This window comes from Enterobacter sp. 940_PEND (genome assembly GCF_001059415.1).
Lineage (GTDB): Bacteria > Pseudomonadota > Gammaproteobacteria > Enterobacterales > Enterobacteriaceae > Enterobacter > Enterobacter cloacae_M.
On record NZ_JUMS01000135.1, the window covers coordinates 1 to 14,128 of the forward strand.

Genomic DNA, 14,128 nt, shown 5'->3' on the forward strand with positions numbered 1-14,128 from the left:
TCAGCGAGTCAGCTTGGGAAGAAATGACCTGCTTATTCGCACCTTCCTTAATATCAATGCCATTAATTCGGACGCAGCCGTTCGACGGTTCGAATAAACCGCACAACACTTTCATCAAGGTGCTTTTACCTGCACCCGATACGCCCGTAATAGCAATACTCTCCCCGGCATGAATGGTCAGATTCAGTTTGCTGAATATAGGGTCCGCATGGTTATCATAACGGTAGGTCAAATCCTGAGTTTCGAGCGTTAAGGCTCCGTGTGGTAAACGCAGCGGGCTGGTGGCCGTTGAAGAAGATGCTTCCTGCAGCGCAATATCGGCAACGCGTTCATTATGTAAGTTGATGAGCTTCAGCTGAATGATAAAGTTGATCAGGGCATTTATTCGGTCATAGAACTGACTCCTGAAGGTATTAAACGCGATAAACATACCGATGGTTAAATGACTATCCATCATCAGCCTGCCGCTAACCCACAGGATAACAATTTGATCGCAGGCGGCGATAAAAGAGACGACACCACCAAAGAAGAGATCCATTCGCGTCAAACGAATGCCGGTATTGACCTTATCTGAAAAAAGATTAAACCAGTTATTGATTCTCAGGTCAGTCATCCCCTGAATCTTAATCGTCGCGATACCGTACAGGGTTTCCATAAAATAAGAATTAAGACGTGCTTCCTTGATTAACTCTTCTTCGGATAACTGGCGATAGTATCGATAGGTAGCAAACCGAATGAAGGTGTATATTGCGGTAAAAGAGACCACTATCATGCTGAGCTGAAGGTTGTATAAAAACATCATTACCAGCAAACCCATGAGCATTAGCGTATCAATAATGCTACCAGTTAAACCTGTGGTAAAAGTGGCCCGTATAACATCAAGCGAGTGGAAACGAGACTGAATGTCCCCCAGTTTGCGTCTTTCAAAAAAGGTGGTTGGTAGCTTAATAAGGTGAGAAAAAAGGCTAAAACTCCACTGGACGTCGATGAGTGTTCCCAGTATCAGCATGGTCCAGGAGCGAATGATACTGACCGTCAAACGTAACAGAATCAGAATAAACAGCCCAAGACAGATGATATTAAGTAAACCGTAATCTCCGGATGCAATGACATTATCCGTGACTAATTGTGTTCCCACAGGCAACAGCAGGCTGATCAACTCAATCACCAGCGATAAGAAAAATATCTTCGCCAGTGATGTCATCAGTCCGTTGATATTCTTTAATAACGTGGAGGCTTTTAACCTGTTTTGCTTCTTTTGAACTGAGAAAGTGGTTCCCGGCCATACCTCAAGCACAACACCAGTAAAATGTTGGGACAATTCAGGCATGCTAATCACCCGTCGTCCAAACGCAGGGTCGTGGATCACCGCGCTGTTCTTATCGACCTTAATCAGTACGACAAAATGGTTAAAATCCCAATGCAATATGCAGGGCTTACGCACGGCATGTAATTCCTGAAGGTCCACGGACAATGCGCGTGACGACATCTCCAGTTCACTGGCAATTGCTTTTATCGCATGGAGGTTGACCCCACGTGATGACAAATTGAATTGTTGCCGGAGTTGCAGTAGATCGACCTGCTTGCCATAAAAACTGCATATCATTGAAAGACAGGCCAGGCCACATTCGGACGCTTCAGTTTGAAAGACAACTGGGATGCGTTTAAATATCCTCAGATCCAACTTGCGCAGCAGCGTCTCAAGTGTATAAAGTTTATTCATTACCCGCGTCCGTTACGCTCATTTTCATTTCGTAAAAGGGCGATAATAACCACTCATAGATATGTCTCTTTTCAAGGAAAAGAGAAATCTGCGCTTTGGCTCCCTGGCTCAGTAAGAGTTGTTTTCCATGAACTTGCACAGACTGTAGGTCAGGTTTGATCATGATTTTGTACCAGGACTTTTTATCGTCATAGAATTCGTGTGCGATGGTCTGTTTTGACAGGAGTTCTGGCTTCGATGCCGGAAGCCTGGATATTGCTGATATTGATGCCCTGAACTGACCAAATTTTTCATAAGTAAAGGCGTCGTAACTGACATTAACGCGCTGGCCAATCGCCAGATAAGGAAGAACTTCATCGGGAACCCAGGTTTCGAGATAGCATGGTGAATGGATATTCTGCTGAACTCGCGCCAGTACATCGCCTGCGCCGATCATCTTACCTTGCGCCGTATTGATGGAGTCGATTAAGCCATCGGCTGTTGCCTCGATGACATAATTACCTTCCGCTTCTGTATTTAACTTTTCTTTTTCCAGCTCGTATTTTTGTTGCTCAAGCTGGTAAATCTGATGGTCATAATCAGCGCCCTGGGACTGGATCTGCTGATTGAGCGTATCGACCTGAACCTGGTCTTGTGATTTTCTGGCGACCAGGTCAGAAACATTGCTCTGCTGTTGATAGAGTAGTGCGTTTTGACTACTCATTTGGTCTTTGGTGACCAGACCTTTTTCCTGATAACTACGGTAATCGTTAACGTTCTTCTCAATCTGATTCAGTTCCCGTTCAGCCTGCACGAGTAACCCAGATGAGGTATTAAAACTGGACTGATAATGATCTTTTTGAGTTGTTAGCGCAGCGAGAGTACGTTTTTTTGAAGAGTTCAAATTTGCCATCATTACGCTGATACTGTTTATCTGTAGTGCGATCTCCTTTTTTTTATTTTCATCAACCAGGCCTGATTGTGTCGATACACCCGAATGAATGAGAAAGAGAGCGTCACCTTTTTTTACGCGATCGCCTTCATTAACAAAACTCTTCACGACTGTACCCTGCATTGATGCAGAGATATTCACTGAGCCAGGGAAAGTGGTTACCTCACCGTGAACGATGACGCGACGGGTATAGGAACCTTTGGTAATAAAAATAGAAATGGAAGCAATAAAAACAGTGCTGAGCAATATGATAAAAGCAAAAGGGATGCCCGGCAGAAGAACGGCTTTCCCTTCCCACCGGGTACTCTGATATTCAATAGCTTCCTTGCGAAACATATCTGGCCTCTTGCAGGGTGGAAATAGCCGCTAAATATCAGCGGCTATGAGTTATATTGATTCAGGAATTAATGTCTACCGTGATCATTACCCTGGCGGCCGCCACCACTTTTCGAACCACCATTACCTTTTGATGAACCACCGCTTTTACCACCAACGTTAACCGAGCAACCACCGCTAAAGGATGTGCTTTCAGAGTGAGAACCATCTTTATTAGTGGTGCTGGTGTGAGAATAGCTGCCATTACAACCAGCACTACCACCACCGAACATCCCACCAATCGCACTACCGATAGAACCCCACATTCCTGCACCGCTGACGTTACTTAATTCACTTTCATTGAGTTCACGCATTATTAATGTTCCTTGCAATAGTGAGCAAAAGGTATACCCATAATATCCATAGACTTTTTCCATACCATTTCACCATCCGTGAATGAAATGTTTTTTACGCCAAAACGCGTAAAATCCTTTTCGCTGTACGTCGACAGACCTGTGTCTGGATCACCAATATTTTCTTTTTGCCCGCAAAGTGGCATCATCCATGACACATTTATTTCTTTGTAGAATGCTTTATCCGTTTTTCTTATTTCTGAGAAAATGCGATCTGTTATCGTTGTGTCTGTATTGATTTCTCCGTTAACTGTAGTTGTTAACTTATTGTCATCAGAATTAGGTGACCCATGGAAACCAATAATCGAACCATAGTTGATGATTTTGTTTTTTGCCGCTGGGAAAAGATAGTTAGCACAGGAAGAAAGGCATAATCGCCTGACCTCAATGTTAATTTCTTTATCATGAATAATTCGTGCTATATTGATTGCAGTTTCGACATCACCACCACCACTGTTTATCGATATTGTTCTGACAGGGATAAGGTTTTTTTTGATAAGTCCCACAATGATTTTGTCATCATCTTTGGATATGTTTCCGTCGATATATAACGTATCAAAAACGAGGTGGGTTGAAGATTTTGGTTCAAGCCCTTGCTTCACAATTAATTGGCTAGAGAGTTGATATAAAATATCTCTGCTGGCTTTTTTAAATTGGTAGGCATTGTATGAATAAATAGCGAATGCGCAGAGTATTGCTATTAAAACGGCACTGAGGACGTATCCCTTTTTAATCTTCACGAAAGTGCAGCTCCATGTGTAAAGTAATGTAAACTTAGCATTATAAAAAAGAAGATAAATAGAGTATTTGTATCTAAATGTAAATTTAAGTAAAGTGAACTTGTTGCAATTTCTCGCAAAGCCGCGAGAAATGGGATTGCCATGGCAAAAACTGGGCGGAATATGGTGATGAGAAAAAGCTTATGGAAGCGTTTTTCTATAATTTTTTGCAAAATGAACTAAAACGTATATCTTCGGAAAAACGCACTTAAATAAAACTCATCCCAGCCTATCGCCCGAAAGCCAATATCATCTTCCTTGCTAAATTTTTGTTCTTCATACTGCTCCCTCTCAGCTGAATCTCGTGCATAGCCAAACTTTATCTTTCCCGCTACAGTTACCTCTCCACGGCGAGCAGGAGATAACCATGCTTTATATCTTTGATTTAGGAAACGTAATCGTCGATATCGATTTTAATCGCGTGCTGGGTGCATGGAGCGACTTTAGTCGCGTTCCGCTGGCGACACTGAAGCAGAATTTCGCGATGGGCGAGACCTTCCATCAGCATGAACGCGGCGAGATCGGTGATGAAGAATTCGCTGAACGTTTCTGTCAGGAGATGGATCTACCGTTGAGCTACGAGCAGTTTTCACACGGCTGGCAGGCAGTATTTGTCGCCATCAGGCCTGAAGTGATCGACATCATGCATAAGCTTCGCGAGCAGGGCCATCGGGTCGTTGTGTTGTCCAATACCAACCGTCTGCACACCACGTTCTGGCCTGAGGAATACCCTGAAGTTAAGGGGGCGGCCGACAAGATCTATCTTTCGCAGGAGATGGGTATGCGTAAGCCTGAAGCGCGAATTTATCAGGCTGTTCTGCAGTCAGAGGGATTCACCGCGGCCGATGCGGTCTTTTTCGACGACAACGCCGATAATATAGAGGGAGCTAACCAGTTAGGTATAACGTCAATTCTGGTGACCGGAAAAGAGACGATACCAAACTACTTTGCGAAGCAGCTATGCTAAAAACCGTTCATCAAAAAGCCACGCATCATACTCGCCCGCTGAGGGCATGGCTGAAACTGCTCTGGCACCGTATTGATGAGGACAACATGACCACGCTGGCGGGCAACCTCGCCTACGTGTCGTTGCTCTCATTAGTGCCGCTGGTGGCGGTCATTTTTGCCCTGTTTTCGGCCTTTCCGATGTTTGCGGACGTCAGCCTGCAGCTTCGCCATTTTGTCTTCGCGAATTTTATTCCGGCAACCGGGGATGTCATCCAGAACTACATTGAGCAGTTCGTTGCCAACTCCAATAAGATGACGGCAGTGGGGGCATGCGGTCTTATCGTTACCGCGCTGCTGCTGATGTACGCCATCGATAACGCGCTGAACACGATCTGGCGGAGTAAAAAAGCGCGGCCAAAGGTCTATTCCTTTGCCGTGTACTGGATGATTCTCACACTGGGACCGTTGCTGGCCGGGGCGAGCCTGGCGATCAGTTCGTATCTGCTTTCCCTACGGTGGGCGAGTGATTTAAACGGTGTGATCGATAATGTGCTTCGCATCTTTCCGCTGATCCTGTCGTGGCTCTCGTTCTGGCTGCTCTATAGCGTCGTGCCGACCACGCGCGTGCCTAACCGAGATGCGGTTTTGGGAGCGCTGGTGGCGGCGTTGCTTTTTGAGCTCGGTAAAAAAGGGTTTGCCCTCTACATCACCATGTTTCCGTCCTATCAGCTGATTTACGGCGTGCTGGCAGTGATCCCCATTTTGTTTGTCTGGGTCTACTGGACCTGGTGTATCGTCTTGCTTGGTGCCGAAATAACTGTCACTCTCGGTGTATACCGCGAACTTAAAAAAGCAGCAGAAGCTGAAAAACAATTAGAAGCAGACCAACCATGATTGCATTGATACAGCGCGTAACCCGTGCCAGCGTCACCGTGGAGGGAGAGGTGACGGGTGAAATTGGCCCAGGACTTTTGGTGTTGTTAGGTGTCGAAAAGGATGATGACGAACAAAAAGCCAACCGCTTGTGTGAGCGCGTGCTGGGCTACCGTATTTTCAGCGATGCGGAAGGCAAGATGAACCTGAACGTCCAGCAGGCGGGCGGCAGCGTGCTGGTGGTTTCCCAGTTTACACTGGCAGCGGATACCGAGCGCGGCATGCGCCCGAGCTTCTCTAAAGGCGCCGCGCCGGATCGTGCGGAAGCACTTTACGAGTACTTTGTTGAGCGTTGTCGCCAGCAGGAAATGAATACGCAAACCGGACGATTCGCTGCAGATATGCAGGTTTCGCTGGTGAACGATGGCCCCGTCACATTCTGGCTCCAGGTATGAGCCAACTGGCGGCGTGGCCGCGGGTAACAAGAGAGAGTACAGCTATGTATCACCTTCGAGTACCGCAAACGGAAGAAGAGTTAGACGCTTATTACCAGTTCCGCTGGGAAATGCTGCGCAAGCCACTGCATCAGCCAAAAGGATCTGAACGCGACGCCTGGGATGCGATGGCCCACCATCAGATGGTGATGGACGAAGAGGGTAACCTCGTCGCCGTCGGGCGCTTGTATATCAACGCCGATAACGAAGCGTCGATTCGCTTTATGGCGGTTCATCCCTCCGTTCAGGACAAAGGTCTGGGAACGCTAATGGCGATGACCCTTGAGTCCGTCGCCCGTCAGGAAGGCGTTAAGCGCGTCACCTGTAGCGCCCGCGAAGATGCCGTAGAATTCTTCGCCAAGCTCGGTTTTGTGAATCAGGGGGAGATCACGACCCCGCAAACCACGCCGATTCGTCATTTCTTGATGATTAAACCCATCGCCACTCTGGATGATATTCTTCATCGCGCCGACTGGTGTGGACAGCTGCAGCAGGCCTGGTATCAGCACATTCCGCTCAGCGAAAAAATGGGCGTGCGCATTCAGCAGTACACCGGACAAAAATTTATTACCACCATGCCGGAAACCGGCAATCAGAACCCGCACCACACCCTGTTTGCCGGAAGTCTGTTTTCCCTCGCGACGCTCACCGGGTGGGGTCTCATCTGGCTGATGCTTCGCGAGCGTCATCTGGGCGGAACCATCATTCTCGCCGATGCCCACATTCGCTATAGCGCACCGATAAGCGGCAAGCCGAGCGCCGTGGCCGATCTGGGGTCACTGGGTGGCGATCTCGACCGCCTGGCACGCGGCCGCAAAGCCCGCGTACAAATGCAGGTTGAACTGTTTGGCGATAAAACACCGGGTGCGGTGTTTGAAGGCACCTACATTGTTCTTCCGGCGAAGCCCTTCGGTGCGTATGAAGAGGGTGGGAACGAGGAGGAATAATCTTCTGTTCATTCACCTCGGGCGTGCTTAAACCGCCCGGCGATATCCCGCATTAGGTCTCGCGCTGACTGGCTGACGCCGCCAAGCTGAAAGAAGCCATGGATGACGCCCAGCCAGCGCTGAGCAGTACATTTCACACCCTGCTCAGTCAGATGCTGATACAACATTTCTCCCTCATCGCACAGCGGATCGTACTCTGCGGTAATGATGTGCACTGGCGGAAGCCCGTGAAAATCATCGCGCCATAGCGGGCTGGCTTCCGGATGCTGGCGGTCAGTCTCTGCGAGATACATTTCATACCCGCTGAGCAGGGTATCGCGGGTGATAATATAATCCGTGCCATTAAGGGCATAGCTTTCAAAGCTGGCCGTGGCGTCGAGCATGGGATAGATAAGAATAAGCTGTACAGGTTGCCACAGCCCTTTAACCTTAAGCCTCAGCGCCGTTACCAGCGCCAGATGCCCTCCTGCACTGTCTCCACAGAGGGTGAGCCGATTCTTATCCACGCCTAATTTGTCCGCATACTGCCAGACCAGATCTGCACCTCTTTCAGCATCGTCATGTGCGGCGGGGAAGGTATGCTCCGGCGCTAACCTGTACTGAACGGCGATCACCCGACAATTGCCGTAGCAGGCTAACTGGCGGAGTTGGTTGTCATGGGTATCAAAGCCGCCGCTGATAAAGCATCCGCCGTGATAGTAGATGGCAGCAGGCAATATTTCAGGGGCATTAAGAGGTGAAAATACTCGAATGGTAAGGCCCTCAAGCACTAGCGTCTCCACCTGAACGCGCGTTTCTATCTTCCCGGCAAGCCCCGCGCTGGCAATGTACCCTGCTCGTCGTACCTCAATGGTCTGTCGACGTGACGAAGGCCGGCCTGCAGCGATAAATCCCTGAACCAGCTGCGCAATACCCTGTTCCAGTGCCATGAAAATCCCCTTTAACTGTATGGATATACAGCTTTATAACCTGGTTTAATTCAAAAGAAAATAAGAAAATTGTCGAGTACTAAAAATCTGGAAAGCGCTTCGCAAATAGCTGGAAAACTATAGCTACGTGCTTTAACCCTTCTGAATAAAAGCGTATGTTGCCTTAAAAATAGACAATGGTGATATACTAAGGTGATATATGAGTCTTTCCGCGGATCTTGATATGGGCAGAATTCTGATCGATTTGTCTGATGACGTAATTCAACGACTGGATAATCTGAAGCAGCTGCGTAACCGGCCTCGTGCCGAATTGCTTCGGGAAGCCATTGAGCAATATCTCGACCAGCAGAGTTCATCGGTTATCCGCGATGCGCTTGGCTTGTGGGGAAACCAGCAGGAAGATGGGCTTGAGTATGAACGCAAGCTGCGTGAGGAGTGGTAATTATGGAACACATGGCGGTGTTCGATACCAATATACTCATTGATCTATTTAATAATCGCGTTGAGGCTGCGGATGCAATTGATCGCACAGCTTCGCATCGAGCCATTAGCCTGATCACATGGATGGAAGTCATGGTGGGTGCCCGCAAACATGGTCACGAAGCGAAAACTGCGACAGTGATGGGCGTATTTGAGATTATTGATATCACCCGAGATATCGCTGAAAGAAGTGTAATTCTGCGCGAGAAGTATGGAATGAAACTGCCTGATGCTATCATTCTGGCCACAGCTCAGAGCAGAAATTGTCCGTTGATTTCTCGAAACACGAAAGACTTTTCGGGCATTACTGGAGTCGTTTCACCTTACCAACTATAGGCCGGGCAAGCTCGCGCCGCCCGGCACTGTCAGAGGAAATTACTCCCCTTCACCCGGGAACAGGAACGGGTTGATCGAGCTGCGGGCAAAGCCCTCCTGCTCCATCTTCGCGTCCAGAATCAGCGAGGCGAGATCGTCGGCCACGGCTTCGACTTTCGGGTCTTTTTCCTGATACAGAATCTTCAGGTAAGTGCCGCAGTCGCCGCAGCTTTCGGCTTTCACCGCCGCTTCTTCATTTTCCAGCGACCAGTAATTCAGATCGCGGGTCTGCTCGCAGTTGCTGCACTTGATGCGCACCACGTGCCACTCGGTTTCACACAGGTTGCAGTGCAGGTAGCGCAGCCCCTGAGTCGTGCCGATTTGCACCATGCTCGATACCGGCATGGAGCCGCAGACCGGGCAGAACTGGCGCGCCTCGCCGTATTCGGCGCGGGCTTTACCGGGGATCAGGCTTGCCATTTGCGCCCAGTAGAGCGACAGCGCAGCCCAGATAAACGGCGCTTTATCGCTGCTGACCAGAGCGAAGTCGGAGGCAAACAGCGCGCTCGCCATCTCTTCCAGCTCCAGGTCAGAGGCTTTTTCCAGATTCTCGATGACAGCCAGCGCGGTACCGCTCATCTCCGGCTTCAGCTCGGCAATGAGCGAATGCAGCAGCTTTTGCCAGTGCTTGTCGCGCGGCAGGACGTGAATGTCCAGCGGCGGCTTGCCCTGCGCGTTGGCTTCTTTGATGCGCGCGGTCAGATCCATTTGCAGCGGGTGGTCGTACAGCACCACTTCCTGCGCGTGGGCAACCAGAGCGGCAAAGCGCAGAAAATCGCCCAGCGGGTTGTTCTCTGCCAGCTCGCGCAGACGCTCTGCGCGGCGGTTGTAGAGGTTCTTGAGTCTGGGGAATAACAACGGCGGAATATAATCCGCCGTGCGTTTCTCGCTCGACCCCAGCTCATCTTGCGGGATTATGCGAATACTCATTCAGATGACTTTTCCTGTTTCTGGCGGACTTCACGGTACCAGCGTGGGTGATGTTTCTTCGCCCACGTACTGGTTACCCATCCTTCCACCATCGCGGTAATGGTGCCTTTCACCCAAAGGGCGGCGTAGATATGCACCATGATAACCACAATTAACGCCACTGCGGCAAATGAATGCAGCATCAGCGCGAATCGGATCACCGGGATTGAGAAAGCAGGCGCAAAGTACGGACGCCAGATGATCACGCCGCTCACCAGCAACAGGACCAGGAAGATAATCGCCGCCCAGAATACGCATTTCTGGCCGAAGTTATAACGCCCGGTATCACCCACTTCCTCGTTGACGACGATCTTACGAATATTCTTCGCCCAAAAGATATCATCCCGATTGATTAGGTTATGGTGCCAGTAGCGGAAAAACATAATGATGAACGACGCGAACATGATGACGCCCACAAACGGGTGCAGGATGCGCGCCAGCTGTGGCGTACCCAGTACCTGCATCAGCCAGTTGAAGGACGGGAAGAAGAACCCCAGCCCGCTTATCGCCGCCAGCATGAAGCAGAAGGCGGTGACCCAGTGGTTGATGCGTTCCGGCGCGGTGTAGCGCACGATGGTGTCACGTTTTCTCATTTGCGCACCTCGTCTTTCTCTTCATGCAGGTTGTCGTCTTCCTCTTCCGCGCGGTTCGGACCAACGCCGACGTAGTGGAAGATGCTCGCTGCGAAGGTGGCAGCAAAACCGACCGCTGCCAGCGGTTTCCAGATGCCTTTCCAGAACTTCACGGTGGCGCTGATTTCCGGGTTCTCCGGCAGGCCGTGATACAGGTTCGGCTTGTCGGCGTGGTGCAGCACGTACATTACGTGCGTACCGCCAACTCCGGCCGGATCGTACAGGCCCGCGTTGTCGTAACCACGGGTTTTCAGCTCGCCTACGCGCTCTGCCGCCAGCGTTTTCATATCCTCTTTAGAACCAAAGTGGATCGCGCCGGTTGGGCAGGTTTTCACGCATGCAGGCTCCTGGCCGACGGTGACGCGGTCAACGCACAGCGTGCATTTGTAAACGCGGTTGTCTTCCGGGTTCAGGCGCGGTACGTCGAACGGACAGCCAGCGATGCAGTAGCCGCAGCCGATGCACTGTTCGGACTGGAAGTCGACGATGCCGTTGGCATACTGAATGATAGCCCCTTCTGACGGACATGCCTTCAGGCAGCCCGGATCCGCACAGTGCATACAGCCGTCTTTGCGGATAAGCCATTCCAGCTTGTCGTTCTGCTCCACTTCCGAGAAACGCATCACCGTCCAGGACTTGGCGGTCAGGTCCGCCGGGTTGTCATACACCCCGACGTTGTGACCCACTTCGTCACGCAGGTCGTTCCACTCAGAGCAGGCCACCTGACAGGCTTTACAGCCGATACAGGTGGTCACGTCGATAAGCTTCGCCACTTCCTGCTGGTGGTCCCGCGCCTGAGGCGCGGGCGTGAAACCGTTAGTCGCGGAACGACGGATAATGTCTTGAGATTGATAAGCCATAAGTCGTCTCCGTTACACCTTTTCCACGTTCACGAGGAAGGCCTTAAACTCCGGCGTCTGCGTGTTCGCATCGCCGACGAACGGCGTCAGGGTGTTCGCAATGAACCCTTTCTTCGCCACGCCCTCATAGCCCCAGTGGATCGGAATACCGATGGTATCCACCTGCTGACCGTGAACGTTCAGCGTGCGAATACGCTTGGTCACCACCGCCTTGGCCTTGATATAGCCGCGGTTAGAGGAAACCTTCACGGTATCGCCATGGGCGATGCCGAGCTTGCCCGCCAGCTTCTCGCCGATCTCCACAAACTGTTCCGGCTGCGCGATGGCGTTAAGCAGCGCGTGCTTGGTCCAGTAGTGGAAGTGCTCGGTCAGACGGTAGGTGGTACCCACGTACGGGAACTTGTCCTTTTTACCCAGCGCTTCGAAATCGCCCTTAAAGATACGGGCTGCCGGGTTAGAGACCACGTTCGGGTGCAGCGGGTTGGTACCCAGCGGCGTCTCAAAGGGCTCGTAGTGTTCCGGGAACGGACCTTCCGCCATCTTATCGATAGCAAACAGACGTCCCATCCCTTCAGGCTGCATGATAAATGGCCCAACGTCGCTGCCCGGTGCGGCAGTGCTGTAGTCCGGAATATCCACGCCGCCCCATTTCGCACCGTCCCACTTCAGAAGCTGACGCTTCGGATCCCACGGGTTGCCCTGCGGGTCAGCGGATGCGCGGTTATAGAGGATGCGGCGGTTGAGCGGCCACGCCCATGCCCAGCCCAGCGTATTGCCAAGGCCCGACGGGTCGGCGTTATCGCGGTTGGCCATCTGGTTGCCTTTTGGCGTCCAGCTACCGGCGAAGATCCAGCAGCCGCTTGACGTGGTACCGTCATCGCGCAGGTGCGCGAAGGTGCTGAGCTGATCGCCTTTCTTCGCCTGCACGGTACCGGTGGCCGGGTCGATAACGTCCGCCAGCGCCTTACCGTTGCTCTCCATCGCCACTTCTTCCGGCGCAGGGTTTTCCGGCGTCGAGTAGTTCCAGGTCATGTTCAGCACCGGTTCCGGGTTCGCGCCGCCTTCTTCCGCATACATCTTACGCAGGCGTAAGAAGATACCGGCCAGGATCTCGCCGTCGTTCATGGCGATGCCCGGGGCGTCCGCACCTTTCCAGTGCCACTGCAGCCAGCGTCCGGAGTTGACGATAGAACCATTCTCTTCCGCGAAGCAGGTCGACGGCAGACGGAACACTTCGGTCTGAATCTTCGACGGATCGACGTCGTTCGATTCACCGTGGTTCTGCCAGAAAGTTGAAGTCTCGGTATTGAGCGGGTCAATCGTCACAAGGAACTTCAGCTTCGACAGAGACTCAACAACCTTGTTCTTATTCGGGAACGAGGCAACCGGGTTAAAGCCCTGGCACAGATAGCCGTTCACTTTGCCCTGATGCATCATCTCGAAATACTGCAGAACGTCGTAACCTTTGTCCCACTTCGGCAGCCAGTCAAAGCCCCAGCTGTTTTCCGCCGTTGCTTTATCCCCGAAGAAGGCTTTCATCATTGAGACGAAGAACTTCGGATAGTTGCCCCAGTAGTTTACCTGACCTTCGAGCAGCGGTTTAGGCGTGCTGGCCGTCAGGTAGGTTTGCAGATCGGTCTGTTTCTCGCTTGGCAGGTTCATGTAACCCGGCAGGCTTTGAGACAGCAGGCCGAGGTCGGTCAGACCCTGAATGTTGGAGTGACCGCGCAGGGCGTTCACGCCGCCGCCTGCCATCCCCATGTTGCCGAGCAGGAGCTGAACCATCGCCATGGTACGGATGTTCTGCGCGCCGATGGAGTGCTGCGTCCAGCCGAGTGCGTACAGGAACGACGCGGTTTTGTCCTTCGCGCTGGTCTCGGCGATAAGCTCGCACACCTTCAGGAAGTCTGCTTTCGGCGTACCGCAGATATTCTCAACCACCTCCGGCGTATAGCGGGAAACATGCTCTTTCAGCAGGTTCCACACGCAGCGCGGGTGTTGCAGGGTGGTATCGCGCTTCGCAAAGCCTTTCTCATCCAGCTCGTAGTTCCAGCTGGTTTTGTCGTATTTGCGTTTTTCGGCGTCGTAACCGCTGAACAGGCCATCTTCGAAGTGGTAATCCTCACGCACGATCAGGCTGGCGTTGGTATAGGCTTCGGTGTATTCGCGGTTATATTTTTCGTTGGTCATCAGGTACAGCAATACGCCTGACAGGAAAGTGATGTCAGTACCTGAACGAATAGGGGTGTAGAAATCCGCCACTGACGCAGTTCGCGTAAAGCGGGGATCGATCACAATCAGTTTCGCACCGTTGTGGATTTTGGCTTCCATCGCCCAGCGGAACCCGACAGGGTGCGCTTCAGCGGCGTTACCGCCCATCACCACAATGAGGTTGGCGTTCTTGATGTCGACCCAGTGGTTGGTCATCGCACCGCGACCAAATGTTGGAGCAAGACTTGC

The 14,128-nt window shown here is 51.4% G+C and carries 15 protein-coding genes; 6 read left to right on the forward strand and 9 right to left on the reverse strand.

From position 1 onward, the window contains the following. The 4 genes from ADJ24_RS19775 to ADJ24_RS19785 form a co-directional block, all read right to left on the reverse strand. Nucleotides 1–1,723: peptidase domain-containing ABC transporter (locus ADJ24_RS19775; RefSeq protein WP_048703466.1), on the reverse strand; the 1,723-nt coding region annotated here is incomplete at its 3' end. Continuing rightward, on the reverse strand, nucleotides 1,716–2,990 hold the full coding sequence (locus ADJ24_RS19780; protein WP_023309760.1) for an HlyD family secretion protein: 1,275 nt from the start codon (nucleotides 2,988–2,990) through the stop codon (nucleotides 1,716–1,718). The genes ADJ24_RS19775 and ADJ24_RS19780, both read right to left, overlap by 8 nt. A 68-nt stretch (nucleotides 2,991–3,058) precedes the next feature. After that, nucleotides 3,059–3,343, reverse strand: a complete 285-nt coding sequence (locus ADJ24_RS25200; RefSeq protein WP_023309759.1) for a hypothetical protein — start codon at nucleotides 3,341–3,343, stop codon at nucleotides 3,059–3,061. Between the two features lie 2 nt (nucleotides 3,344–3,345). Further along, entirely contained in the window at nucleotides 3,346–4,122 is a 777-nt protein-coding gene (locus ADJ24_RS19785; RefSeq protein WP_023309758.1) for a hypothetical protein, read from the reverse strand. Between the two features lie 406 nt (nucleotides 4,123–4,528). Here ADJ24_RS19785 and yihX point away from each other — a divergent pair, with 406 nt between their 5' ends. From yihX to fabY, 4 genes are read left to right on the forward strand one after another with little or no spacing between them, the layout of a single operon-like run. Then, complete coding sequence (gene yihX, locus ADJ24_RS19790) at nucleotides 4,529–5,128, forward strand: glucose-1-phosphatase (RefSeq protein WP_023309757.1); 600 nt, start codon at nucleotides 4,529–4,531, stop codon at nucleotides 5,126–5,128. Continuing rightward, entirely contained in the window at nucleotides 5,122–6,003 is an 882-nt protein-coding gene (locus ADJ24_RS19795; protein ID WP_023309756.1) for a virulence factor BrkB family protein, read from the forward strand. Before yihX ends, ADJ24_RS19795 begins: the two co-directional genes overlap by 7 nt. Further along, the gene (dtd, locus tag ADJ24_RS19800) at nucleotides 6,000–6,437 is read left to right on the forward strand and encodes a D-aminoacyl-tRNA deacylase (protein WP_008501836.1); all 438 of its coding nucleotides are present in this window, start codon (nucleotides 6,000–6,002) and stop codon (nucleotides 6,435–6,437) included. Before ADJ24_RS19795 ends, dtd begins: the two co-directional genes overlap by 4 nt. 44 nt (nucleotides 6,438–6,481) lie before the next feature. Next, nucleotides 6,482–7,423 (forward strand): fatty acid biosynthesis protein FabY, encoded by a 942-nt coding sequence (gene fabY / locus ADJ24_RS19805; protein ID WP_023309755.1) that lies wholly within the window; start codon nucleotides 6,482–6,484, stop codon nucleotides 7,421–7,423. Nucleotides 7,424–7,431: 8 nt separating this feature from the next. On the opposite strand, the gene ADJ24_RS19810 is transcribed toward fabY, so the two are convergent. Further along, nucleotides 7,432–8,352: an alpha/beta hydrolase gene (locus tag ADJ24_RS19810; RefSeq protein ID WP_023309754.1), complete on the reverse strand. Its 921-nt coding sequence runs from the start codon at nucleotides 8,350–8,352 to the stop codon at nucleotides 7,432–7,434. A 199-nt stretch (nucleotides 8,353–8,551) separates the two neighbouring features. On the opposite strand from ADJ24_RS19810, the gene ADJ24_RS19815 reads away from it, so the two are divergent. Continuing rightward, nucleotides 8,552–8,794 (forward strand): ribbon-helix-helix protein, CopG family, encoded by a 243-nt coding sequence (locus tag ADJ24_RS19815; protein WP_023309753.1) that lies wholly within the window; start codon nucleotides 8,552–8,554, stop codon nucleotides 8,792–8,794. A 2-nt stretch (nucleotides 8,795–8,796) separates the two neighbouring features. Beyond that, the gene (locus ADJ24_RS19820; protein ID WP_023309752.1) at nucleotides 8,797–9,168 is read left to right on the forward strand and encodes a type II toxin-antitoxin system VapC family toxin; all 372 of its coding nucleotides are present in this window, start codon (nucleotides 8,797–8,799) and stop codon (nucleotides 9,166–9,168) included. Nucleotides 9,169–9,207: 39 nt separating this feature from the next. On the opposite strand, the gene fdhE is transcribed toward ADJ24_RS19820, so the two are convergent. From fdhE to fdnG, 4 genes are all read right to left on the reverse strand, one after another. Continuing rightward, nucleotides 9,208–10,137 carry a formate dehydrogenase accessory protein FdhE gene (gene fdhE / locus ADJ24_RS19825; protein WP_023309751.1) on the reverse strand — a complete coding sequence of 310 codons (930 nt, stop codon included), beginning with the start codon at nucleotides 10,135–10,137 and terminating at the stop codon, nucleotides 9,208–9,210. Next, nucleotides 10,134–10,769, reverse strand: coding sequence for a formate dehydrogenase cytochrome b556 subunit (gene fdoI, locus ADJ24_RS19830; protein ID WP_023309750.1), 636 nt, complete (start codon nucleotides 10,767–10,769; stop codon nucleotides 10,134–10,136). The genes fdhE and fdoI overlap by 4 nt, the downstream gene beginning before the upstream one ends. After that, complete coding sequence (fdxH, locus tag ADJ24_RS19835; protein ID WP_008501831.1) at nucleotides 10,766–11,668, reverse strand: formate dehydrogenase subunit beta; 903 nt, start codon at nucleotides 11,666–11,668, stop codon at nucleotides 10,766–10,768. The genes fdoI and fdxH overlap by 4 nt, the downstream gene beginning before the upstream one ends. Nucleotides 11,669–11,680: 12 nt before the next feature. Further along, nucleotides 11,681–14,128, reverse strand: a 2,448-nt coding sequence (fdnG, locus tag ADJ24_RS19840) for a formate dehydrogenase-N subunit alpha (RefSeq protein WP_152692116.1), incomplete at its 5' end; no start/stop codon positions are given.

What these genes read in the sequence shown, in the direction of transcription:
- ADJ24_RS19780 (WP_023309760.1), bottom strand. Translation starts at nt 2,990, where the DNA reads ATGTTTCGCAAGGAAGCTATTGAATATCAGAGTACCCGGTGGGAAGGG.
- ADJ24_RS25200 (WP_023309759.1), bottom strand. Translation starts at nt 3,343, where the DNA reads ATGCGTGAACTCAATGAAAGTGAATTAAGTAACGTCAGCGGTGCAGGA.
- yihX (WP_023309757.1), top strand. Translation starts at nt 4,529, where the DNA reads ATGCTTTATATCTTTGATTTAGGAAACGTAATCGTCGATATCGATTTT.
- ADJ24_RS19795 (WP_023309756.1), top strand. Translation starts at nt 5,122, where the DNA reads ATGCTAAAAACCGTTCATCAAAAAGCCACGCATCATACTCGCCCGCTG.
- dtd (WP_008501836.1), top strand. Translation starts at nt 6,000, where the DNA reads ATGATTGCATTGATACAGCGCGTAACCCGTGCCAGCGTCACCGTGGAG.
- fabY (WP_023309755.1), top strand. Translation starts at nt 6,482, where the DNA reads ATGTATCACCTTCGAGTACCGCAAACGGAAGAAGAGTTAGACGCTTAT.
- ADJ24_RS19810 (WP_023309754.1), bottom strand. Translation starts at nt 8,352, where the DNA reads ATGGCACTGGAACAGGGTATTGCGCAGCTGGTTCAGGGATTTATCGCT.
- ADJ24_RS19815 (WP_023309753.1), top strand. Translation starts at nt 8,552, where the DNA reads ATGAGTCTTTCCGCGGATCTTGATATGGGCAGAATTCTGATCGATTTG.
- ADJ24_RS19820 (WP_023309752.1), top strand. Translation starts at nt 8,797, where the DNA reads ATGGAACACATGGCGGTGTTCGATACCAATATACTCATTGATCTATTT.
- fdhE (WP_023309751.1), bottom strand. Translation starts at nt 10,137, where the DNA reads ATGAGTATTCGCATAATCCCGCAAGATGAGCTGGGGTCGAGCGAGAAA.
- fdoI (WP_023309750.1), bottom strand. Translation starts at nt 10,769, where the DNA reads ATGAGAAAACGTGACACCATCGTGCGCTACACCGCGCCGGAACGCATC.
- fdxH (WP_008501831.1), bottom strand. Translation starts at nt 11,668, where the DNA reads ATGGCTTATCAATCTCAAGACATTATCCGTCGTTCCGCGACTAACGGT.